The organism is Bifidobacterium longum subsp. infantis ATCC 15697 = JCM 1222 = DSM 20088, from assembly GCF_000269965.1.
GTDB lineage: Bacteria > Actinomycetota > Actinomycetes > Actinomycetales > Bifidobacteriaceae > Bifidobacterium > Bifidobacterium infantis.
On record NC_017219.1, the window covers coordinates 704,927 to 728,514 of the forward strand.

A 23,588-nucleotide genomic window follows, 5' to 3' on the forward strand; every position below is an offset into this window, starting at 1 on the left:
CGCGCGCCGGCCGGCTCGAATACGATACAAAGCATGGTTACTCCCCGAATCAGTTACGCGCACCTGCTCGCCAAGCCGAACCCCAAGCACGTCGAAAGCCTACTCAAGTTCTTTGAGAACGGTCGCTCCCAGCGTGGCGCCGGTGGCTTCGGTGTGGAGATCGAGCACCTGCCCGTGCACAACAGCGACGACACTGCCGTAAGCTACTACGAGCCGAATGGCATCGAGGCATTGCTCAAACGCCTGGCTCCGTACTACGACGAGGAGAAGGAATACTGGGAGAACGGCCATCTGGTGGGTCTCGGCCGTTCCGGCGTCGCCGTTTCTCTCGAGCCCGGCGGACAGGTGGAAACCTCGATCGGCATTTTGAAGAAGCCGAGCGACCTAAGTACGCTGTACTCCAAGTTTCGTCGAGAGCTCGCCCCGATTCTTGACGATCTCGACTTCCGACTGGTCAACTACGGTTACCAGCCCAAATCCAGCTTTGCGGATGTGCCGGTCAACCCCAAGGATCGCTACGATGCAATGACCGACTACCTCGGCCGCGTGGGTCAGTTCGGCCCATGCATGATGCGTTGCTCCGCCTCCACTCAGGTCAGCATCGACTACGTGGACGAGCGCGATTCCATCGAAAAACTGCGGTTGGGCACCGTCATCGGTCCGATTCTGGCGTACTTCTTCCGCAACACCCCGTATTTTGAGGGTGAGACGAACCCATGGCCGTTGCTGCGCCAGCGCATGTGGGATTATCTCGACTTCCAGCGCACCAATGTGCTGCCGGGCCTGTTCGACCCGCGCTATGGGTGGGAGGATTACGCCATCGACGTGCTGTCCACGCCGCTCATGTTCGCTGACCTGACCCATACCCCTGAAGCTGTGGCTTCTGGAGCAAGCCCCAAGGAACTGCATCGCCCGGCGTTCCGTGAGAACGCGGGGGAGGTGTACCCGGACCGCGAACTCAACCCGTACGAGATCAACCACATCATCTCCACGCACTTCAATGACGTACGTCTGAAGAACTTCATCGAACTGCGTCACTGGGATTCACTGCCGATTGAGCGTGCCGAGCGTCTGACGGAGATTGTGTCCTCTCTGTTCTACGTGCCTGAGCACCGTGAACGTCTGGAAAGCTACTTCGAGGGCATCAGCGAGGAAGAGGTGTTCGAAGCCAAGGCCAACATCCAGGCCCACGGTCGCGAGGCTTCGCCATACGGCCAGCCGCTCGATTTCTGGAAGGAATTCCTGGGGCTCGAAGGCCTTTTGTCCGACATTCCCGGCGATCTGAAGCACCCCGACGTGTTCCAGGAGTAAGCGAAGAAGCATATACAGAAAAATCTATTGCGCGATATCGGTGTCGAAGGCATGACAGAATGTTATGTTTTGGCACCGTTTTGCATATCCGGCCAAGGATATTGGATGTGGTTGCGCATGGGAGTGAGGAGAATGCGGATAGATGGACAGCCTCGAGACATGATTACCACCGTGCTCGACGGCCTGATCCAGCTCGCCGCCGACGATTGCGAGGTCGTCTACTCGCGCGGCGCGAACGTCATCGACCTCGTGCCCGACCCCGCAGGCGAGTTCTACTCGGACGGCCAGCCCCGCCCGAAAATCGGCGTTTCCGCCGCCGTTGATCAAGCAATGATCGACGAAGCCGTGGCCAACGCTCCCCAGTCCGATCTGATCGTGGCCGTGGTCGGCGACGTGGTCCAGCTGGTCGGCGAAACCTGCTCCACCGCCACGCTCGAACTACTCGGTGGCCAGAACGCCTTGCTCGACGCGTTCGCCGCTGTGTCTGAAAGAAACCGGCAAGTCGATGGTCACCGTGCTCATCAGCTCCAAGCCGCAGGTGTTGCCCGCCTCCCGCAACTGCGTCGCCGCGTTCGGGTGGTTCGGGCTCCGTGCGGTGAGTGGGCCGCGGCCGTATGATGGAAGCGCGGGTGGTCCGGGATTTTCTGCATACGGCGGGAGGCGTCATGGTTTCTATCGAGAACGTGTACGAACAGATTCGTACATTCGCCGCTGATGCCGGCGCTCGCAAGGTCGTGCTGTTCGGTTCTCGAGCAAAGGGTGTGAACCGGCCTAAAAGCGATATCGATCTTGCCGTGGCCGGTTGCCCCGATTTCAATCGCTTGGAGCAGAACCTTCAGGACAATCTGTGGTCACTGCTTAAAGTTGATGTCATTAATCTGGATGAGCCGATTTCTTCATCGCTGAGGGCGGAGATTGAGCGTAGCGGAAAGGTATTGTATGAAAAAATATGAGAATTACGTTTCCGCACTGAAGTCGCTGCGCAAGGCTCCCGAACAGGATCTCAGCAATGATTTCATCCAGAGCGGCATTATTGACAAGTTCGGGTTGCAGTTCGAGCTTGGTTGGAAACTGTTCAAGGCGCTGCTGGCTTATGAGGGAGACCCTGTTTCCGCTTCCGGCTCTCCGCGAGATGTGCTCAAAACCGCTTTTCAATACTATGATTTCATGGACGAATCGTTGTGGCTGCGCATGCTGCGCGATCGCAATGATTCTGCTCATATCTATGATGAAGAACGAGATCGGCGTCTTGTGGACGCCATCATCGCTGATTACATCCCCGAGTTTGAGCGTGCAAATCAGGGGTTGGTCGCTCGCTACGGTGAAGCATTGAACGATTAGCGTGACAGGTATGGCATCGGGCGCGCTGGGTGTTGGCGAACGAATTAATGGGGTGAACCTCGGCAATTGGCTGGTGCTGGAGCGGTGGATGAAGCCGGGGATTTTTGCCGCCAGCGGCGAGGCGGACGAGATCTGGCTGCATCGGGCTACGAAGTCGGCTGAGCTGGAGGCTTTGCTGACGCGGCATCGCGACACGTATATTACCGAGGCCGATTTCCGGAACATTGCCGCACATGGCTGCAATCTGGTGCGTATTCCAGTGCCGTATTTCGTGTTCGGGGATGTGCCCGGTCACCCGGGCTGTACCGAGTATCTGGACAGAGCGTTCGACTGGGCCGAGCGGGCCGGGCTCAAGATTCTTATCGACCTGCACACGGTGCCCGGCTCGCAGAACGGATTCGATAACGGCGGCCTCACCGGCGTGGTGCGCTGGCATCGTAGCCTGCGAGCGGTCGCCTATGCGCTGGATGTGCTGGTCCGTCTGGCTCGCCGGTATCGCGACCACGCGGCGCTGTTCGGTATCGAAGTGCTGAATGAGCCGATTGACTGGCTGACGTATGCCATGTCACCATCGAGCAGGCAGGCGAAAGACCGGTCCGAAGCGCGAGGAAGCGGGCCTATTCCGATGGCGTTCCTCAAGCGTTTCTACCGCGAGACATACCACCGGTTGCGCCCGATTCTGGCAGGGAATCAAGTCATCGTGTTCCATGACGGCTTCCGACTGGGCCGTTGGCGGGACTGGTTCGTGCGCGAGGGCATGCGGGGCGTCATGCTCGATACGCATGTCTATATGGTCATGGCCGAGCAATTCCCGCTGTTCCGTCTGATCCCGGATCGGTGGCTGATGGGCTGGTATCGCTTGTTTGTGCGCTGGAACGAACGCCGCATCCGCCGGGCCGCGCGCTATGCGCCGGTGATTGTAGGGGAGTGGTGCGTGGCTAATGGTCTGGTAAATCGGGTGGTCGATAAGCGTACAGGCGATGGTGGCCGCTCCAAGGAAAACGCCATGCACAGTGCATCTATCAGAGGCTCTATTTACCGCGAGGTCGCCGCCATGCAACGCAAGGCATGGAACGTGTCCGCCGGGCAAATCTATTGGAGCTACCAATTACGTGGTAATCGTGATTTCTTGCCTACCATCGACCCGCAATCCGACACGTCACGCCTCGACCCCTGGGATCTCACTCACGTTTGGCACGCCGGTTGGATGGCGTAATGAGAACGAAATCGCTCTCTGAGGGCATGATTCGAAACAATTGTGTAAGGTAGAGAGTGAGCTTCGTGACCCGGCCTATCCTTTGCGGCGGGGTGGGTTGCGGGTTCGAGATGAGAGGTCAGCTGCCGCTGGCACCTGATTCGTCTGCGCAGACGAATACCGCGAGAGCAGGGTGCCTAGCCCAGTGACTGGGTGATACGGTTAGGCCAACCGAAGTCGCTACTGATTCCACTTCGCTGGAAGTGGATGATAGTCATGCAGAAGACTGTAAAACATGGCTTTTCATCTCAGGGGGGACATCTGGCTCAGATGTCCCCCCTTATTTTTCGGCAAAGGGGGAGCCGTGAATATAACAAAGATGAAAGAGTATGCATTGGCGCAAGCTCATGCTGCGGCTCTCCTGTACCATGAACGACTTGAAGGTCGGGCAACAAGAATTCACTGCGAAGATGGTTTGGCTCTTGTCATAGTTTGGGAGGGGATGCGGACGGAAAGTTGGACGCTTGGGCGTCCGGATTGGAGTCCGCATGTTTTCGATGGAGGATCGGCGCAGGGCCGTTGACCTGTATTTCACGGAGGGCATGACCATCAGGAAGGTCATTGCCGAGCTTGGTTACCCGTCCGAGGGCGCGCTGGTGAAATGGGTTCGCGAGGACCCGCGTTACACGGGCGCGTGCAGGCGTTCGTATACGCTGGAATGCAAGACGAATGCGGCCAGACGCGCGCTCGAGGGCGAGCCCCTCGCCCGCGTGGCGCGCGACGCGGGTTGCACGCCGACGAGCGTGTACCAGTGGATGCGCCGCTACCGGAGCGAGGGGATACTGGGACTGATGGACAGGAGAAACGCGCCGATGCCGGCCGAACCGATGCCCGCGGCCGGCGATGACGTGGAGGAGCTGCGCCGGCAGGTGGAGGTCCTGCGGCTGGAGAACGCGGTGATGCGGGAGACGATCGATGTTTTAAAAGCCGACGACCCGCGCCTCGACCCGTCCATGCTGACGAACAGGGAGAGGACGCGGGTCGTCGACGCGATCAGGGGTGAATTCGGCCTGGCGGCCTGTCTGAAGGCCGTGGGGCTGAAACGCAGCACCTACTATTACGAGCGCGGCGCGATCGCCGCGGGCGACAGGTACGCCGTGCTGCGGGCCCGCGTCGCCGGCCTGTTCGAGCAGGGTGGGCGCGCATGGGGATACCGGACCATCCACCGCATGCTGCGCCTTGACGAGTCCGACCCGATCGTCGTCTCGGAGAAGGTCGTCAGGCGGATCATGCGCGAGGGGGCCATGCGGCCCGTGTACCTGAAGCGGCCGAAGCGGTGGAGCTCCTACGCCGGCGAGATCGGCGAGGCCCCGGCGAACCTCGTGGAGCGGGACTTCCACGCCGACGCGCCGAACATGCTGTGGGTCACGGACGTCACCCAGTTCACCATGGACGGGTACAAGTGCTGGCTTTCCCCGGTGGTCGACTGCTTCGACGGGATGGTGGTCTCCTGGACCTTGTCGCGCTCCCCGAACGCCGACATGGCGAACCGGATGCTCCTTGACGCGGTCGCCACGCTCAGGGACGGGGAACATCCAATCATCCATTCCGACCGCGGCTGCCACTACCGGTGGGACGAATGGATCCGCATCTGCGAGGAGCACGGGCTGATCCGGTCGATGAGCGCCAAGGGATGCAGCCCGGACAACGCGGCCGCCGAGGGGTTCTTCGGCAGGCTCAAGAACGAGTTATTCTACGGGCGGGACTGGAGGGGCGTGGGCTACGAGGAGTTCCGCGAACGCCTGGCCGCCTACCTGACCCACTACAATGAAACCAGGATCAAGAAGTCACTGGACTGGATGAGCCCCGTGCAATACCGCAGAAGTCTTGGACTGGCCGCCTGACCGTCCAAAAAAACATCCGCACCCCCGGATGAGGGAAATTTTGCTCATTTATGTGGCTTGGATTATTATCTGGATGATTCCAAGCGACGCCGTCTTCCTCCTAGAAAGCTCTATGAGGATTTGCTTAAGGGACGCAGAATCTCACCTAAGCGAGTGAGTCCTCATGGTGATGTGCAATGGTTGAAGAAGAAGGCAGATGTCCTGACTGATGCCATGGATATGTCAAAGGTGACACATGTCGTAGTGTCAGGCAATAGCAGAATCGTGTTGTATGCAGGCAATGAGGTCTGGTGCATCGGTCTTGGTCGTATGCGTGATGAACGGTATTATCCGCAATCATTGATAAAGAAATCCTTCGATGAAGTGCGAAAAACAGGTACTATCGCACATACCGTGGCCGCAGTCGAAACGTTGAAGCTCTGAATAATTGCGACGCTGCGCTGTGCCGAACCGGTGTTTGGCGACGCTAAGTTGCCAAGCCCTGGCAAGATGGCGACGCTGGCGGGATTCCAGCGTCGCCAAACTGCCGGTTCTTGGCAGGTTGACGCCACTGAATGGCGTCTGTACGGTGCTAGTCTGCCAAGGACTGGCAGCTTGGCGCAATTACTGGTGCTGAGTGATGCCAAACTGCCAGCGTTTGGCAGATTGGCACCGCTCGGGACAGCGGCAGTCGTGGTTACAGCCGCATTTACTTGATCGCGGCAAACCATCATCGCTGATCCGGAGCGTCCTCTGACATCGCAGCCGCACCAATTAGCGATATCCCTCCCAAAGGGGCAAAGGCATCAGAACATCCTCGCAATCGGCCCACATGGTATTGAGATCTTGGCCGGGGGCGCGCAGCCAGCGCAGCTGGAGGCCGTCCATCATCGAGAATCCGGCCTGCAGCACATGTCCGACATTGACGCCTTCCGGCACGGCCCAGTTGATGTTGAGCGCCGTGGTGACCGTGCGGCGCTCGCGGTCGGCGAAATAATCGTGCGCGGGGTGGGCCGGGTCGAGCGCCTCGGCGCTCAGCGTGGAGAACATATGCACCAACGCGGGCCTCTTGTTGTTCACAGCCACCACCTGACGCCACATATCCGCGATAAGCGGGCGCTCCTGGGCGACCATCGCGGCGTTGATCGATTCGGTGATCCGGTCGTATTTCTCGGTCAGCGCCAGCTTGAGCAGTCCCTCCTTGCTGCCCACGTAATGCAGCACGCCGGCCTTGGTGAGTCCCACTTCGGTGGCGATGCGTTGCAGAGACGTGCCGTAATAGCCAAGTTTGCCAAACGATTTGACGGCGGCGTCGAGAATCGCGGTACGGCGATCGGTGTCTGTGTGAGAGGGGTCGTTCATACAGGCAACCTTACGGTCGGTTAGTAGTGATTCCAAATGATTTCGGTGTGTTGTGACACAGATTTTGATAATCTACCTACCAGCCGGTTGGTCGAGAGAAAACGGCAGTCGAGATTCGTGGAGGAACCTCGAACAACAGCCAGACAGTCCGGCCGAATCGGAGCCAACGCATATCGGACAACCGCACAACTCAAGAAACTCAAGGAAAGAGGAATCATGAGCGAGTCCACCTACCCGTCCGTCAAGGATTTGACTCTTGAAGAGAAGGCATCCCTCACCTCGGGCGGCGACTCCTGGCATCTGCAGGGCGTGGAGTCCAAAGGCATCCCAGGCTACATGATCACTGACGGCCCCCACGGCCTCAGGAAATCCCTGGCCTCCAGCACCGGCGAAACCGATCTGAACAACTCCGTGCCCGCCACCTGCTTCCCGCCGGCGGCCGGCCTGTCCAGCTCCTGGAATCCGGAACTCATCCACAAGGTCGGCGAGGCGATGGCCGAGGAGTGCATCCAGGAAAAGGTGGCTGTGATTCTTGGCCCCGGCGTCAATATCAAGCGCAACCCGCTCGGCGGTCGCTGTTTCGAGTACTGGTCCGAAGACCCGTATCTCGCCGGCCATGAGGCGGTCGGCATCGTCGCCGGCGTGCAGTCCAAGGGCGTGGGCACCTCGCTCAAGCACTTCGCCGCCAACAACCAGGAGACCGACCGTCTGCGCGTCGATGCCCGCATCAGCCAGCGCGCCCTGCGTGAGATCTACCTGCCGGCCTTCGAACACATCGTCAAGACCGCCCAGCCGTGGACCATCATGTGCTCCTACAACCGTATCAACGGCGTGCACTCCGCCCAGAATCACTGGCTGCTGACCGACGTGCTGCGCGACGAATGGGGCTTCGAGGGCATCGTCATGTCCGACTGGGGCGCCGACCATGACCGCGTGGCCTCCCTGAACGCCGGCCTCAACCTGGAAATGCCGCCGAGCTACACCGACGACCAGATTGTCTACGCCGCCCGCGACGGCCGCATCGCCCCCGCCCAGCTCGACCGCATGGCCCAGGGCATGATCGACCTCATCAACAAGGCCTGCGCCGCGATGAGCATCGACGGCTACCGTTTCGACGTGGACGCGCACGACGAAGTGGCCCACCAGGCCGCCATCGAATCCATCGTCCTGCTCAAGAACGACGATGCGATTCTTCCGTTGAACGCCGACCCTGCCGCGGCCCGGAAGATCGCCGTCATCGGCGAATTCGCCCGCACCCCGCGCTACCAGGGCGGCGGCTCCTCCCATATCACCCCCACCAAGATGACCAGCTTCCTCGACACGCTCGCCGAACGCGGCATCAAGGCCGACTTCGCCCCCGGCTTCACGCTCGATCTGGAACCGGCCGACCCGGCCCTCGAATCCGAAGCCGTGGAAACCGCCAAGAACGCCGACGTGGTCCTCATGTTCCTGGGCCTGCCGGAAGCCGCGGAATCCGAGGGCTTCGACCGCGACACCCTCGACATGCCCGCCAAGCAGATCGCCCTGCTCGAACAGGTCGCCGCCGCGAACCAGAACGTCGTGGTCGTGCTGTCCAACGGCTCCGTGGTCTCCGTGGCCCCGTGGGCCAAGAACGCCAAGGGTATCCTCGAATCCTGGCTGCTCGGCCAGTCCGGTGGCCCGGCGCTCGCCGATGTGATCTTCGGCCAGGTCAGCCCGTCCGGCAAGCTCGCCCAGTCGATTCCGCTGGACATCAACGATGACCCGAGCATGCTGAACTGGCCGGGCGAGGAAGGCCACGTCGACTACGGCGAGGGCGTGTTCGTCGGCTACCGCTACTACGACACCTACGGCAAGTCTGTGGACTACCCGTTCGGCTACGGCCTGAGCTACGCCACATTCGAGATCGCTGACGTCGCCGCCGCCAAGACCGGCGCGAACACCGCCACCGTGACCGCCACCGTGACCGCCACCGTGACCAACACCTCCGATGTGGACGCCGCCGAAACCGTGCAGGTGTATGTGGCTCCGGGCAAGGCCGACGTGGCCCGCCCGAAGCATGAACTCAAGGGCTTCACCAAGGTGTTCCTCAAGGCCGGCGAATCCAAGAGTGTGACCATCGACCTCGATGAACGCGCGTTCGCCTACTGGTCTGAGAAGTACAACGACTGGCACGTGGAGTCCGGCGAATACGCCATCGAAGTGGGCGTGAGCTCCCGCGACATTGCCGACACCGTTGTCGTGACCCTCGAAGGCGATGGCAAGAGCCAGCCGCTCACCGAATGGTCCACCTACGGCGAATGGGAGGCTGATCCGTTCGGTGCCAAGATCGTGGCCGCCGTGGCCGCCGCCGGCGAGGCCGGCGAGCTGACGAAGCTGCCCGACAACGCCATGATGCGCATATTCCTCAACTCCATGCCGATCAACTCGCTGTCCACCCTGCTGGGCGAAGGCGGCAAGAAGATCGCCAAGTTCATGGTCGACGAGTACGCCAAGCTCGCGAAGTAAGGGCTGAAGCGAGGCAATCGCACGGCGTAAGAAACCCCCGTTGAGGGGGATTTTGTCTGTTAACGGATTACACTGGAATACCGTAAGGCAGGGACAATGGAGGGTTTGTGGACAGAACTATGCCATACCCCCGTTTAGGGAAGTATTCACGGGGGGGGGCGTTCCCGGCGACAACACCCCCGGATCATCAACGACAGGGCAGGAAAGTCATACCAGGACCGGCGACCCGGCCCCGACCATCGAGGCGGCCTACCAAACATGGTAATGGGGTGGCAGCATGAAGTGCTTTTGGTCGGTGATACCGATTTCATTACCCAACAGTGGATTCAGCATGCCTTTCCCCGAGACCATGTGGTGATAGCGGAACGAGAAGGTACCGTAGGCGGCAATGACCGTCTCAGAATCGTCAACATGTCTGGCGCCAACACCCTTGCCGAAACCATTACTACATACGAATTTGATCGCATCGTATTCTTTTCCGAAAATCTGACCCCACGCAGTGACCGGGACGGCGATCTGGGAGCATTGCGAAGACTTCTGCATGCCATTCGCAACAGGCAAACGCAAATGCTGATGGTCAGCGGCCCCGAATCTGAATTCATCTATCCGGAAAACGCCGACGTACGCGATACCAGCAAAAGCCAGATGTCTCGAGCGTTGGAAGAACTCTGCCTGTACTACGCACGCACCTACCGTCTGGAAGCGAAAATCATTCGCTGCCCATACCTGTATGCACCCGAACGCAATGGGGCAACCGCATATTTCGGCAGGCTGTTCGAACAGGCGTCAGCAGGGTCGATCTCATTCCGTGAACGCGAACAGCAGCAGACATGCTTTCTCTGCGCCGACGATCTTGCCGAACTGATCTACCGCATGTTCGACGATTGGACCGCCGAAAGCGAAGTATTCCACGTGCCCAACGTGTTCAACTTCACATACGGTGATTTGGCTGATGTGATCAGCGCGGCATTTCCCGGATTGTCGGTGACTTTTGGCGAAGACAGGCCCCAAAGTTACCCGGCAGACGACCATGCGCTGCGCTTGCGTTATGGCTGGTCGCCACGATACTCGCTCAAACAGGATCTTCCCCTGGTGCTGCAACGCTGGAAAGAGGCGCGTGCGCGGGAACAGTCCGAAAAGCACCCGATCTGGGATTTTCTGCGTAACCATTCGAAACCATGGATCGTATTCGAAATCTGCGTCACGTTCATACTGGAGGAACTGCTTCGCACCGCGGTACACGGCGACAGTCAGCTGGGAACCGTGGATTTGCGCCTGTTTTTCGTGGTGATCGTCGGCACGATGTACGGAATGAACGCAGGCGTGTTCGCGGCCGCGCTCGCATGTGCCGGCATGGCGTTGTCGTACGCGTCGAACGGCGCGTCATTCGCTCCACTGTTTTACGACACGTCGAACTGGCTTGCGTTCGTAGTGTATTTCGTTGCCGGCGCAGTATGCGGATACGTGCAGATGCGCAATCGCGAAAACCTGCGATTCATGCGTGACGAAAACAGTTTGCTGCGTGAACGACTCGCGTTCCTGCGTGACCTGTACCACGATGTGCTTGATGATCGTCGTATGCTGCGCGGACAGATTATCGGCAGGCGCGACAGTTTCGGCAAAATGTATGCGATGACCCGTGAATTGGACGAAGTGCTGCCTCGAAAGCTGTATCACGCGGCCATTCGCATTATGCAAGATACGTTGGGCGGCGATAGTTTCGGTATTTACCGAATCGATAATGGTGGTCGTTTCGCACGTTTGGTGGCCGCGAGTCCGCAGGCCGAATCCTTATTCAGTAAATCGGTGCTGCTTGAGAATTATGCCAACATTGTCACGGCCTTGGATCATGACGGATTGTGGGTAAACCGCAATCTTGAACAAAACCTTCCAATGTATGCGGCGGGCGTGCATGCCGATGGCAAGCTGGCCGTGGTGATTGTGCTTGCCAAAGCGCAGCCCGACCAAATGAACCTGTACTTCCAGAACCTGTTCACCATCATGTGCGGCTTGGTGCAATCCGCGATGGTGCGTGCCTTCGATTATGAGAATGTTGCGCGGCAGACGATGCTGGTGCCCGGCACGGAATTCTTGAACACTCAGGCGTTCCTGCCCAAAGTGCTGGCTGCAAACGAGCTCAAGTACGATCATATGAGCAATCATCTGCTGTTGCGTGTGGAAGGCGCCTGGCAAGACGATGGTAGCCGCCTGAGGGGAGCCCTTCGTCAAACGGATGAGGCCGGTGTACTGCAGGACGGCAATGTGTATGTGCTCATGAATCAGGTCAGCGAGCATGAGCTGCCGATCATCAACGGTCGTTTGACCCAGGCTGGATTGCATGCGAAGTTGGTTTCAGTCCACGAGGAAGATTCGTTGCTGGCTGAGGCTTCGGAACAAGTAGCTGCCGAGTCGCAAGCGGATGAAACGCCGCGCAGTGACGCTGCGCCGAATGACTCCGCATCGCATGAAGGTGGCGCAGCATGAATGCGACGGTGATGGCGATGCTGCTTATCGCCGTGCATGTAATGATATGCGTGCTGCTGTGCGTATTGTCTCGTGTTGGCGTGCTTCGTGTGGAGGGGCGACTGCTTCCTTTCATGCTGCTGGTGCCATTGTGGGGGCCGTTATGTGTGCTGTTGCTGCATGCGAGCACGCTGATTCGCTCTGGCGAGCACACGGTTCCGGGGCTTGAGCAAATGCGTGTGGATGATGAGGAGCGTCGAAGCATTCTCGTTGGGGAACGAGCCGATTTCGCCAATACAGTGCCGTTGGAAGAGGCGTTGATCGTCAATGATTCGAGTCAGCGGCGCAGTCTGGTGATGTCCATTCTCAACGATAATCCCAGCCGTTATATCGATGTGCTGTCGCAGGCCCGACTGAATGAGGATGTGGAAGTCGTGCATTACGCGGCTACCGCCTTGGCGCAGATCAGTGCCAAGGAAGATCTTGCATTGCAGCGCTGCCGTAACGATTATCTGCAGCATCGAAATTCCGAAACGATGTTGGAACGGTATTGCGATGCGCTGGAACGATATGTCAATTCCGGTATTGCGCAAGGATACGCTTTGCAGTTGCAGAAACAACGATATGCCGAAGTGTTGCAGGAACGACTTCGCCAACATGGCGATTATCACGTTGCGTGCCGTCTTGCGCAAATGCAGATTGATCTTGGACTTTTTGATGATGCCGCACACACCGTTGACGGCGCTATGGAACGGTGGCCGGATCAAGGCGATGTATGGCTGATGCGTCTGCGACTCGATGCCGCACGCAATGATGGCGATGCGTTGCATCAAACCGTTCAGCAGATCGAAAGCAAACATATTTATCTCGGTGGCCAGGGAAGACGAGCTCTGCGGTTCTGGACTGGAACCAAGGAGGTTGAACGCGCATGACCAGAGGATTCCTGTCAGACGTGTTGGCCAAGTGGAAGCGATTCCGCTGGCAAGGTCTGGTCAAAGTCTGGGCCATGTTCATGGCCATCGCTTTGGTGTTGCTGGTGGAGAGCCTGGGCGTGCATTACGGTGCAACGCGGTTCGACATCACCTACTTGGATCGAGACAAAGCCATTCCAGCAGCCGACGCCATCGCTGGCGAAAAAGCCACGAACCTTTTGGTGATCGACAGTTCGCAGGAGGGTGTCTCCGATGCTGAAAGCATGCTTGACCGTGTGCTTCTTGACATGAAAGTGCCCACTGTCACCGTCGATCTTGCGCAAGGTGACGAGATTCCTACGTTGAAGCAGTATCAGACGATGGTGATTGCCATGCCCGACTTGGATCCGTTGGGCGAACATGTGCTGCAGATCATGCAATGGGTCAAAAAGGGCGGCGGCGTCATGTTCGCCATGACCCCGGAGAAAACCGGCTATCTGGATGTGATCGGCCCGCAGATCGGCATTGAATCGTCCGCATACAAATATGTGGTGACTGAGGGCATCACACCGTCCAAGGATTTTATGTTGGGTGGCGGTCAGACATACATGTTCAGTGACCCGTTCAAATCGTCGCTGAGCGTCACGTTGAATGATCGTGCACAGGTGGAGGCGGTCAGCAGCAATGGCAGAACGCCATTGGTGTGGAGGAGCTCGGTGGAGTCAGGAACGGCTGTGATGTGCAATATCGGCATTTACGTCAAGATGGTTCGAGGATTTTACGCTTCGGCGTTCAGTCTGCTCAGTTCCGCCATGGCCTATCCGGTGATTAACAGCGCGGCTTTCTACCTGGACGATTTTCCGTCTCCAGTACCGTCTGGCAATGGCAAATACATCAAACGTGACTACAACATGAGCATTTCCGAATTCTATTCTCAAGTATGGTGGCCAGATTTGGTGCGTCTTGCGGAACGGTACGGTATTCGTTTCACCGGTGTGATGATTGAGAATTACGGCGATGACACCAAGAATGATCCTGTACGGCAGACGGACAACACACAATTCGAGTATTACGGAGGATTGCTGCTTCGGCAAAACGGCGAAATCGGATATCACGGGTACAACCATCAGCCGTTGGTGTTGCCGAATACGGATTACGGCAACGAATACACGTACGTGCAATGGCCGAATCGTAAAGCCATCGTCGATTCGTTGAACGAACTGATTGCCTTTCAAAAGACAGTGCTTCCCGCTGCGACATCGTCGGTCTATGTGCCGCCGTCCAATATTCTTTCCAGTGAAGGCCGCCAAATCATCGGTGAGGATGTGCCTCAGATTCGTGCCATCGCCAGCATGGCCTTTCCTCCCGACAGTTCTCTGGAGTATGTGCAGGAGTTCGGCGTGGCAGCCGATGGTGTGGTTGAAGCTCCCCGTATTGTGTCGGGAAGCATGGTGAATAATTCATACATGCGTCTTGCCGCGGTTTCCGAACTGAACATGCACTATGTGAGCACGCACTTCATGCATCCCGACGATCTGCTTGATGAAGATCGTGGCGCGAAAGAAGGTTGGGAAACCTATCGCAAGGGATTAGAAGATTATTTGGATTGGTTGGAACAGTCGGCTCCGTCCATTCGTATGCAGACTGGAACGGAATGCGCTGCGGCGGTGCAGCGATTCTCAGGATTGACGGTTTCGATGGCAACGTCCGATGATAGTTGGGATTTGCATCTTGGCAACCTTATCGATCAGGGCTGGCTCATGTTCCGTGCGAACAATGGCACGCCTGGCAGGGTTCGTGGCGGAAGCCTCACCAAGCTGACCGGGAATCTGTATCTGCTCAAAGCCACGAGCGCCACGGTTCATATCGAACGCAAGACCGGGGGAGAGGCATGAGAATCTGCCTGGTTTTGGAAGGATGCTACCCGTACGTGCATGGTGGCGTGTCCACGTGGATGCATAGTTATATCGAAGCGATGAAAGAGCACGAGTTCGTATTGTGGGTGATCGGCGCCAAAGCCGAAGACCGCGGCAAATTCGTATATGACCTGCCCGGCAATGTGGTGGAAGTGCATGAGGTGTTCCTCGACGACGCCTTGCGTCTGAGCGGTGAACGAGCGCAAGTGTCGTTCACCGAGGGGGAATTGCGGTCATTGCGCGAACTGGTGAATCTTGGCAGCCCGGACTGGGATGTGCTTTTCAACCTGTTCCACACAAGAGGCGTGCATCCGCTTTCGTTCCTGCAAAGCCGTGAATTCATCGACCTGTTTACGCAAATCTGCATGGAAGAATATCCGTATGTGGCCTATGCCGACGCTTTCCATACTGTGCGCTCCATGTTGCTGCCGGTGTTGTACTTGATGGGCGGCGAAGTGCCGGAAGCGCAGATATACCATGCGATTTCCACCGGATATGGCGGATTGCTGGCTTGTTTGGGCGGTTCCATCAACCATGCGCCGGTATTGCTTACGGAACATGGCATTTATACGCGCGAACGTGAAGAGGAGATTATTTCCGCCGAATGGGTGTTGCCGGCTTTCCGTCCGCGTTGGATTCGTTTCTTCTACATGCTTTCAGAACATATCTACCAGCGTGCATGGCGTGTCACTAGTTTGTTCGGTCGTGCCCGTCTTATCCAAATCGGTATGGGTGCTCCCGCCGATGCCTGCCAGGTTATTCCCAATGGCATTCAATACGAACGTTTTTGTGATATTCCCCTGAAGCCCGATGACGGTTGGGTCGATATCGGTGCGGTGGTGCGCATGGCTCCCATCAAAGACGTGAAGACCCTGATTCACGCGTTTCATGGGCTTTCATCTCGTGTTGACAACGTTCGCCTGCATATTCTCGGCGGTGTTGACGATCAGGAGTATGCCGACGAATGCCATGAGCTTGTGGAGCAGTTGGGTGTGCGCAATCTTGAGTTCACAGGACGTGTGAACGTGGTCGAATACATGCGCAAGCTTGATTTCACCGTGTTGACCAGCATTTCCGAAGGCCAACCATTGTCGGTGTTGGAATCGTTCGCAGCCGCACGCCCGTGCGTGACCACTGATGTTGGCTGTTGCCGTGAGCTTTTGGAAGGCGAGGATGGCGACGATTTCGGCACTGCCGGCTTTTATGTGCCTCCCATGTACCGCGAAGGCTTAAGCGGGGCGATGGAACGCATGTGTTCCAGCCGTACGTTGCGTGAAACCATGGGGCAGATCGGCCGCAATCGTGTGAACGCCTATTACCGTCATGAGCGCATGCTTGACGATTATCGCAAGCTGTATGCCGATACCGCGGATCAGTTCGGATTGGAACGCTGATATGGCCGGTATTGGATTTGAACTGAAGAAACTGTTCCATCGTAGGGGCTTGATGGCGATGCTGCGAGCCTACGGCTATGCCGGCGTGATTTGCGCCGGCCCGATGCTGCTGGGCGTGCTTCTGCAGTTTGGCGTGCTGATCGTGAGCAGTTGGTGGCAGGTGGGCCGCCCCGACCGTGATCTGCTTGTATGCATGATCACATACACATTGCTCTCCTCGTTGGTATTGACAAGTTTTCTGTCGATGCCGGTCACACGTTTTTTGGCAGATATGCTGTTTGATCACGATGAGAAGATGATTCTGCCGTCGTTTGGGGGGTCTACCGGCATCATGTTGGTAGCGGGCGCGGTGTTGTACACGGTGTTTCTGCTGTTTTCTGGAGCCACGCTGATGCAGGGTGTGTTGTGTTTGTGGCTGTTTCTTGAAATGGTCGTCAACTGGAATGCGATGAGTTATTTGACGGCCATTAAAGATTACAAAAGCATTCTGTATTCTTTTGTTGCGGCGGTGCTGGTGGCGTTCGTCACGTCATGCGTGTTGCTTGCGTTGGCATGCCCTCCTGTGGAGTCGCTGTTGTTCGCAGTGGTGCTTGGCTATGGTGTGATGCTGGTGTGGGATGTACTCTTGTTGCATCGTTATTTTCCGCAAAGTCGTGAGCATCCGTGGCTGTTTCTGCAGTGGGTCGATCAGTTTCTGCCGTTGGCGTTGACCGGATTGTTCACCACTATCGGCCTGTTCGCCCATTTGGTGATCACTTGGTGTGGACCTCTTGGTATCAAGGTGAAGGGTTTGTTTTATGGTGCGCCATATTACGATGTGCCCGCCATGCTGGCGTTTTTGACGATTCTGATCACCACGGTGAATTTTGTGGTGTCGGTGGAGGTCAATTTCTACCCAACATATCGGTCGTATTACAGTTTGTTGAATGATGGAGGCACGGTCAAAGACATTACCGTCGCCGAAAACGAAATGCTGGCTGTGCTCAATCGAGAATTGCATTACACGGCATTGAAGCAATTGCTGGTGACCGCTGCCGTGATTTCGTTGGAAAAAACAGTGCTGAACGCGCTTCCTTTGGGTTTCAACGATGTGATGCACGGATATTTCCGTGTGCTCTGCGTGGGGTATGCCCTTTATGCGGTCGGCAACACCGTGATGCTGATTCTGCTGTATTTCACCGATTATTCCGGTGCGTTGACGGCATCGGCATTGTTTGCCGTTTCAACGGTTGTGTTCACGGTGATCAGTCAGTTTTTCACTACGACACTGTTCGGTTTCGGTTTCCTGATGGGCGCTTCGTTGTTTGCCATATACGCGACTTTCCGTCTCGCCTCATATACCGACAATCTTCCGTACCGAGTATTGGGGCAGCAGCCGATTGTGGCGCAAACAAAGCGGGGACGTTTCACGGAATTGGGCATACTGCTTGAACGTGGCGAACAGCGGATCGACCAATCATTGCATCGTCCAAGGCATGCACGGTCTTCTAACAAGGCGAATAATGCAGAAAACGGATGGCATAATCGGGAGGAATCGTAAATCATGACATGGTGGAATCGACGCAGCGCAAAAGCCATTACCGCGCTTGTCAAGCGGATAGCGGCATTGATGGCAATACTGACGGTGCTTTCCTGCGCCGGATGCGCGACCTCGACACCTGGCGAAAGCGGGCAATCGCAATCATCGGATTCGTCGCAGACGCATGAGCAAGTCAAGAAAAGCGCTGAACAAAGCATCGACGGCGCACACTTGCGTGACAACGAATCGTTATACAAGGTGTATGACGATAGCGGCGTGGAAACCATGTATTTGACGGTATCGCGCGGTAATTCGTCGGAAGGCACCGACCATAGCTGGAGTGAAATCAACCAATACTCCGCAGATGACTATACGGCCATGGGCGTTGAACGCTACAAGGTCAATGGTCTGCTGCAGGTGGGCGATGAGCAGGGTCCCGTCTCCGGCGAACTCGGCTTCGGCGAAAGCGCGCCGAACGCCACCGTGCAGATACGAGGCCAATCGTCAAGTAAATTTCAGCAGAAAAACTACAAGATCGAGTTGAAAAGCGGCAAAGGCAAGTGGCGTGGACAGCGCACCATCGCATTGAACAAACATGTGAACGATGGCTTGCGTTTCCGCAACAAAATGGCGTACGACCTTATCAAGGGCATTGACCAGATGATGGGCCTGCGCACGCAATTCGTGCACTTGTATGTGAAAGACGAGACCAGCGGATCGGATTCCTTCGACGATTACGGCCTGTACACGCAAGTCGAACAACTCAACAAAACCGCATTGCAGGCGCACGGACTCGACAAAAACGGCCAGTTGTACAAAGTCAATGATTTTGAATTCTATCGAGACGAAGATGTGATCAAACTTGCCGACGATCCCGACTACGATCAGACGAAATTTGAGAAAAAACTCGAAATCAAAGGCGACAACGACCATACCAAACTGATCGCCATGCTGAATGATCTCAATGATTATTCCGTGCCGATGAGCGAAATCCTCGGCAAATATTTCGATACCGAAAACATCGCATATTGGATGGCATTCCAATTGTTGACCGGCAATATCGACACGCAAAACCGTAATGTGTACCTATATAGTCCTACGAATTCGCATACTTTTTACCTGCTTGACTGGGACAACGACGGTATGCTCATGCGCAAGGAATATGAGATCAGGCAACGTGCCGACGGCCAAAGCTGGGAAAACGGCATCAGCAACTATTGGGGCAACATACTGTTACGACGTTGCCTGCAGACCAAGTCGTTCCGCACCGCGCTCGATAAAGCCGTCAACGACGAATACAAATACATGAGCGCCGGTCGCATCAATTCCATGGTGCGGCAGTATCGTTCCATCGTTGAGCCATACGTGCAGAAGATGCCCGACTCCATGCATGAGCCCCTGACGTCAAGCCAATACGACACGGTGGCAGACCAATTGCACAGCGAAATCGAGCAGAATTACCAGACGTACCAAACCGGATTCAACAAGCCCATGCCGTTCTATATCGGCAAGCCGACTCCCGCCAACGGCAAGCTTAGGCTCAACTGGGATGTGGCCTACGATTTCAACGATGAGGATCTGCGTTACGCCGTCACCGTGTCCAAGGACTATGCGGGCGACGACGTAGTGTTCTCGCAAAGAGATGTCGTGCTGCCGGAAGCCGTGATGGACATGCCTGACGAAGGCCAGTACTTCATCAAGGTGAGCGTGAGCAACGCGTCAGGCTACACACAAGACGCGTTCGACCATTACATCACCGACGGCAACAAGATTTACGGCACCAAATGCTTCTATGTGAAAGCCGACGGCAGCATTGTGGAGGATGCCAATGAGTAGCGGCCGCGGCAACCATGGCACGTCGCTGCTCGGCCGCATCGCGAACCGTGTCGGCGAAGAGCTTTCCGTTCCGCCGCGCACGGCCAAGGAACGGTTCCGTCATGAGCTCAAATATCTGATCTCATACGCGCAAAAAGCCGATTTGAATGTGCGCATGGCACCGCTGCTTGGCCTTGACAAGCATGCGGGTAATGGCGGCTATATGATTCGCAGCCTGTACTTCGACGATTATTGGAACACCGCGTATCAGGAAAAAGTCGACGGTGTGCTGCTGCGCAAGAAATACCGTATTCGCATCTACGATTACAGCGACCGCGTGATCAAACTGGAACGCAAACGCAAAAGCGACAGTTGGATTTACAAGGAGGATGCGCCGCTCACCCATGAGCAGTTCGACCGCATTCTTGCCGGCGATTACGAGTTTTTGCGCGACAGCGAGCATCAATTGTGCCGCGAGTTTTATGTGGAATGCATGTGCAATGTGTTGCGTCCGCGTGTGATCGTCGATTATGAGCGCGAACCGTGGATTCTTGACGCTGGTACCGTGCGTGTCACTTTCGATATGAATGTGCGTGCGGCGGTTGGAGGATTCGATATTTTCGACTCCACACTGCCGGTATTGCCCGTGCTTGAGCCTGGAAAACTGGTGATGGAAGTCAAATTCACTGAATTCCTGCCGCAGATGGTACGCGATCTGTTGCCGGGCAAAGCTCAGGAGTTGACGTCGGCTTCGAAATACGTGCTCTGTTATGACAAAGCCTCGTATTTGCGGGGATTCGGCTACTGGCAGGAAGGTTGGAGCGTGCCGAGCCTGTAAAGCCGAGCCTGTAATCAGCTGACATTTCGGCTGGCGTATCCCGAAACAATACACGTTACGAATCAAGGAAGTAACAGAGAAAGAGCAGCGTTATGAGCGTTAATGACATGATCAAAAAGTCGGTGCTGAAATCCTTCACCCAATACAATGTGCCCAAAATGGCGTTGGCATTGCTGGTGGCGTTGATCGTCGGCATCATCATCTACTACGTGTACCGCCGTTTCTACACGGGCGTGGTGTATTCGCGCAGTTTCGCGGTCACATTGGTGGGCATGTCCGTGCTCACCTGCATGGTCACGTTGTCCATCAGTACGAATATCGTGATTTCCCTAGGTATGGTCGGTGCGTTGTCGATTGTGCGTTACCGTACCGCGGTCAAGGATCCGATGGATTTGCTGTATTTGTTCTGGTCGATTACTTCAGGTATTGCGGCGGGTGCTGGCATGTATGTGCTGGTGATTGTGGCCGGATTGGTGATGATCGGCATGTTGGCGTTGTTCTATTCGCATCAGGACAAGGGTCGCGTGTACATTGCGGTGATCCATTATGTGGGCGATATGGTTGGCGATGAGATCACGCGCGCGTTCGGACGTACCAAATTCTTCGTCAAATCCAAAACCATGCGTAGCGAACGCACGGAAATGGCCGTTGAAGTGTTTTGCGACGACAAGGATATGACGTTCGCCGAACGTATCCGTGCGATTGACGGCGTCGAGGACGTCACACTGATACAGTACAACGGCGAATACCACGGATAGTTTTTTCGACGAGGGGAGGACCGAGTGACCGACATGCCAGAAATGGGCGGAATGCCGTCCGACAACGAGCTGGTGCCTTTCTTCACATTCGAAGACATCGATCATGCGCTCGAAAACGGCGAATTCTGCTGTTATCTGCAGCCTAAATGCAATGCGGAGACAGGAACCATTGTAGGAGCTGAGGCGTTGGTGCGCTGGAATCACCCCAAATATGGCGTGATTCCCCCAAGATGGTTCGTCCCGGTATTGGAAAGAGCCGGGCGTATCTGCCATGTGGATATGTTCGTATGGCGCTTCGTGGTTGAGATGCTGGGCAGATGGGAGCGTGAAGGACGCAATCTGGTACCGGTTTCCGTGAACGTGTCCATGATGGATATCGACCAGATGGATGTGGCCGACATGATCGGCGGACTGTTGAACGAATATGACGTCGACGCGCGTCTGTTGCGGGTGGAAATCACCGAAAGCACCGTGGCGAAAAACCTGTCCATGGTGAAGGACACCATCCGTAAACTGCATGCGAGAGGCATCGTGGTGCTGATGGATGATTTCGGTTCGGCATATTCCTCGCTGAACATGCTCAAAGACATTAATGTCGATATGATCAAACTGGACACGAAGTTCATCGAGCTGAGCAAGGAGAATGCCGGTAAAGGCGTGAAAATCATCCAATCCATAATTGTGATGGCTAAGAAGCTGCATCTGATGGTCATCGCCGAGGGCGCCCAGACCAAGGAACAGGTCGATTGGCTGGAAGCAGTCGGATGCGGATACATCCAAGGGTATTATTTCTACCCTCCACTGCCGGTGAAACGGATGGAAACGCTGTTGGCCGAGCGTGCCGACGGTCGGCACTATTGGGATATGCCGTGCGATTACCTGGATCGCGGTCATGTGACCGTCAACGGCCGGGTGCTGTTGGGAGTCTCCGCGTTGGCGGCCGACGCCTTTGAAATCCTGGCTGATGGTCTGGCGGAAATATCTCGGTTGAATGTGGCGACAGGCGAATACCGTGCCATCAAACGAGATGGGGTGATTCCCGATCCGGAAGTCGACGAATTCGGCGCCTACATGCGTGCGGTGACCGCCAGCCGGGTGGTGCATCCTGACGATGTCGGACGATTTCTCGCCGATCTGAATTTGTCTTCGATCCGGGAACGGCTATACAGGCAGGAAACCGTGCTGGGGATATACCGCAGCGAGATATTGGCCAAAACCGGCGTAGTCACATTCGCGGCGGTTCCCACTCACGCATGCTCCCCATCCGACCCTTGGGCTGTGGTGCTGGTCGGACGGAATCTGCCCATGGGACTATTGGCATGCAGTGATGCCGATAATTACCGCAGGGACTCGCTTACGGGACTACTCAACCGCAATGCCTACGATAACGATTTGGAGTGCATCCAGGCCCCGCATGACAAGCCGTTGACGGTGGTGTACGTCGACATGAATGGACTGCATGAAATCAACAACCATTTGGGACATGCCAAGGGCGATTCAGTGTTGTGCTGCCTTGCGAATGCGATGCGTGCCTGCTTCGGGGACGACAGGATCTACCGCATCGGAGGTGATGAGTTCGTGATTATCAGCTGCAACCATACAGTGAGCCAAAGTATGCGTCGGATGGCGCGTATGCGTCGGGATTTTCTGAAAGGTGATTGGGATATATCCGTAGGCATGGCCGAATCCGATGATGGAGGGGATCTTCCAGACCTCATCAAGCAGGCGGAAATCCGTATGCGCCAGGACAAGAAACAGCATTACGTCAATGGTGGAGGCAAACGCCAGCTCCGCATGCTCAACAACCAGCTTGAGAATATTCTGGTGCGCAATGGGGATGTGAGAATGCTGCTTGAATATCTGAATGTACGTTATCCGGTGTCATTTATCGTCAATCTGAATACCGATACGCAGCGTTCGATCATGGTGCCCGATTTCTTTCAGCGTATGCTTGATGGTCATGGCGGTTCCTTCCGCGAAGCATTACGTGAGTTTTGCTGTGTGAGGGTTGTTCCCGAATATCAAGAAGGTCTCCTGCGACTGCTTGACTACGATGTCGTCCGTAGCCGGCTCAAGTCGGAAGGTGCAGTGCAATGCGGTTACGTGAGGAACGACGGTGAGCGGTTCATGTTGACGATTCTTACCGACAGCAGATCCGCGGACGAGACCATGTGGGTGTTCGAACATAAGGTGCTGCCGTAGCGGAAGGCTCGAGACCCTCAGAGGCATAGCCCTGGGATTCCGCAACCTCGACACCACCATCACCAGAAGCCTGCTGCACGCCGGCGGCTTCAGGCACGCCATCCAAACCCGCCTCTGACACATGCCCCTACACGCCAAAATCGGAAAAGCTGGAAATACTACAACGCGCCGATTGTTGTATGTGCAACTTTTG

General features: G+C 56.3%; 17 protein-coding genes and 2 pseudogenes. 18 read left to right on the top strand and 1 reads right to left on the bottom strand.

Going from position 1 to position 23,588, the window contains the following annotated elements; translation table 11 throughout:
• Positions 1-33 precede the first annotated feature (33 nt).
• The 7 genes and pseudogenes from BLIJ_RS03145 to BLIJ_RS14555 form a co-directional block, all read left to right on the top strand.
• Complete coding sequence (locus tag BLIJ_RS03145) at positions 34-1,311, top strand: glutamate-cysteine ligase family protein (RefSeq protein ID WP_012577017.1); 1,278 nt, start codon at positions 34-36, stop codon at positions 1,309-1,311.
• A gap of 138 nt (positions 1,312-1,449) precedes the next feature.
• A pseudogene (locus BLIJ_RS03150) lies at positions 1,450-1,864 on the top strand (glycoside hydrolase family 3 C-terminal domain-containing protein); the annotation flags it as partial.
• A gap of 112 nt (positions 1,865-1,976) precedes the next feature.
• Positions 1,977-2,264 (top strand): nucleotidyltransferase family protein, encoded by a 288-nt coding sequence (locus BLIJ_RS03155; protein ID WP_012577018.1) that lies wholly within the window; start codon positions 1,977-1,979, stop codon positions 2,262-2,264.
• Entirely contained in the window at positions 2,251-2,652 is a 402-nt protein-coding gene (locus BLIJ_RS03160; protein ID WP_012577019.1) for a nucleotidyltransferase substrate binding protein, read from the top strand. Before BLIJ_RS03155 ends, BLIJ_RS03160 begins: the two co-directional genes overlap by 14 nt.
• Positions 2,653-2,662: 10 nt before the next feature.
• Positions 2,663-3,868, top strand: a complete 1,206-nt coding sequence (locus tag BLIJ_RS03165; RefSeq protein ID WP_012577020.1) for a glycoside hydrolase family 5 protein — start codon at positions 2,663-2,665, stop codon at positions 3,866-3,868.
• A gap of 527 nt (positions 3,869-4,395) precedes the next feature.
• The gene (locus BLIJ_RS03170; protein ID WP_012576493.1) at positions 4,396-5,751 is read left to right on the top strand and encodes an IS3-like element ISBlo11 family transposase; all 1,356 of its coding nucleotides are present in this window, start codon (positions 4,396-4,398) and stop codon (positions 5,749-5,751) included.
• A gap of 42 nt (positions 5,752-5,793) precedes the next feature.
• A pseudogene (locus tag BLIJ_RS14555) lies at positions 5,794-6,174 on the top strand (hypothetical protein); the annotation flags it as partial.
• Between the two features lie 330 nt (positions 6,175-6,504).
• Here the strand turns inward: BLIJ_RS14555 and BLIJ_RS03175 are convergent.
• Entirely contained in the window at positions 6,505-7,092 is a 588-nt protein-coding gene (locus tag BLIJ_RS03175; protein ID WP_012577022.1) for a TetR/AcrR family transcriptional regulator, read from the bottom strand.
• Positions 7,093-7,308: 216 nt separating this feature from the next.
• On the opposite strand from BLIJ_RS03175, the gene BLIJ_RS03180 reads away from it, so the two are divergent.
• From BLIJ_RS03180 to BLIJ_RS03225, 11 genes are all read left to right on the top strand, one after another.
• Complete coding sequence (locus BLIJ_RS03180; protein ID WP_012577023.1) at positions 7,309-9,579, top strand: exo-alpha-(1->6)-L-arabinopyranosidase; 2,271 nt, start codon at positions 7,309-7,311, stop codon at positions 9,577-9,579.
• Between the two features lie 258 nt (positions 9,580-9,837).
• Positions 9,838-12,063 (top strand): NAD-dependent epimerase/dehydratase family protein, encoded by a 2,226-nt coding sequence (locus BLIJ_RS03185; RefSeq protein WP_014484650.1) that lies wholly within the window; start codon positions 9,838-9,840, stop codon positions 12,061-12,063.
• Positions 12,060-12,974: a hypothetical protein gene (locus BLIJ_RS03190; RefSeq protein WP_012577025.1), complete on the top strand. Its 915-nt coding sequence runs from the start codon at positions 12,060-12,062 to the stop codon at positions 12,972-12,974. The genes BLIJ_RS03185 and BLIJ_RS03190 overlap by 4 nt, the downstream gene beginning before the upstream one ends.
• Before the next feature lie 80 nt (positions 12,975-13,054).
• Positions 13,055-14,848 carry a DUF2194 domain-containing protein gene (locus BLIJ_RS03195; RefSeq protein WP_231837858.1) on the top strand — a complete coding sequence of 598 codons (1,794 nt, stop codon included), beginning with the start codon at positions 13,055-13,057 and terminating at the stop codon, positions 14,846-14,848.
• Positions 14,845-16,263, top strand: coding sequence for a GT4 family glycosyltransferase PelF (gene pelF / locus BLIJ_RS03200; protein ID WP_012577027.1), 1,419 nt, complete (start codon positions 14,845-14,847; stop codon positions 16,261-16,263). Before BLIJ_RS03195 ends, pelF begins: the two co-directional genes overlap by 4 nt.
• A gap of 1 nt (position 16,264) precedes the next feature.
• Positions 16,265-17,803, top strand: coding sequence for an exopolysaccharide Pel transporter PelG (gene pelG / locus BLIJ_RS03205; RefSeq protein ID WP_014484651.1), 1,539 nt, complete (start codon positions 16,265-16,267; stop codon positions 17,801-17,803).
• 8 nt (positions 17,804-17,811) lie between these two features.
• Positions 17,812-17,970 carry a hypothetical protein gene (locus BLIJ_RS14935; RefSeq protein WP_231837859.1) on the top strand — a complete coding sequence of 53 codons (159 nt, stop codon included), beginning with the start codon at positions 17,812-17,814 and terminating at the stop codon, positions 17,968-17,970.
• A gap of 43 nt (positions 17,971-18,013) precedes the next feature.
• Positions 18,014-19,618, top strand: coding sequence for a CotH kinase family protein (locus BLIJ_RS03210; protein WP_231837860.1), 1,605 nt, complete (start codon positions 18,014-18,016; stop codon positions 19,616-19,618).
• Positions 19,611-20,435, top strand: coding sequence for a polyphosphate polymerase domain-containing protein (locus BLIJ_RS03215; protein ID WP_012577030.1), 825 nt, complete (start codon positions 19,611-19,613; stop codon positions 20,433-20,435). Before BLIJ_RS03210 ends, BLIJ_RS03215 begins: the two co-directional genes overlap by 8 nt.
• Before the next feature lie 92 nt (positions 20,436-20,527).
• Positions 20,528-21,193, top strand: coding sequence for a DUF4956 domain-containing protein (locus BLIJ_RS03220; protein ID WP_012577031.1), 666 nt, complete (start codon positions 20,528-20,530; stop codon positions 21,191-21,193).
• Between the two features lie 33 nt (positions 21,194-21,226).
• The gene (locus BLIJ_RS03225) at positions 21,227-23,395 is read left to right on the top strand and encodes a GGDEF domain-containing protein (protein ID WP_012577032.1); all 2,169 of its coding nucleotides are present in this window, start codon (positions 21,227-21,229) and stop codon (positions 23,393-23,395) included.
• The last annotated feature ends 193 nt before the right edge of the window (positions 23,396-23,588 follow it).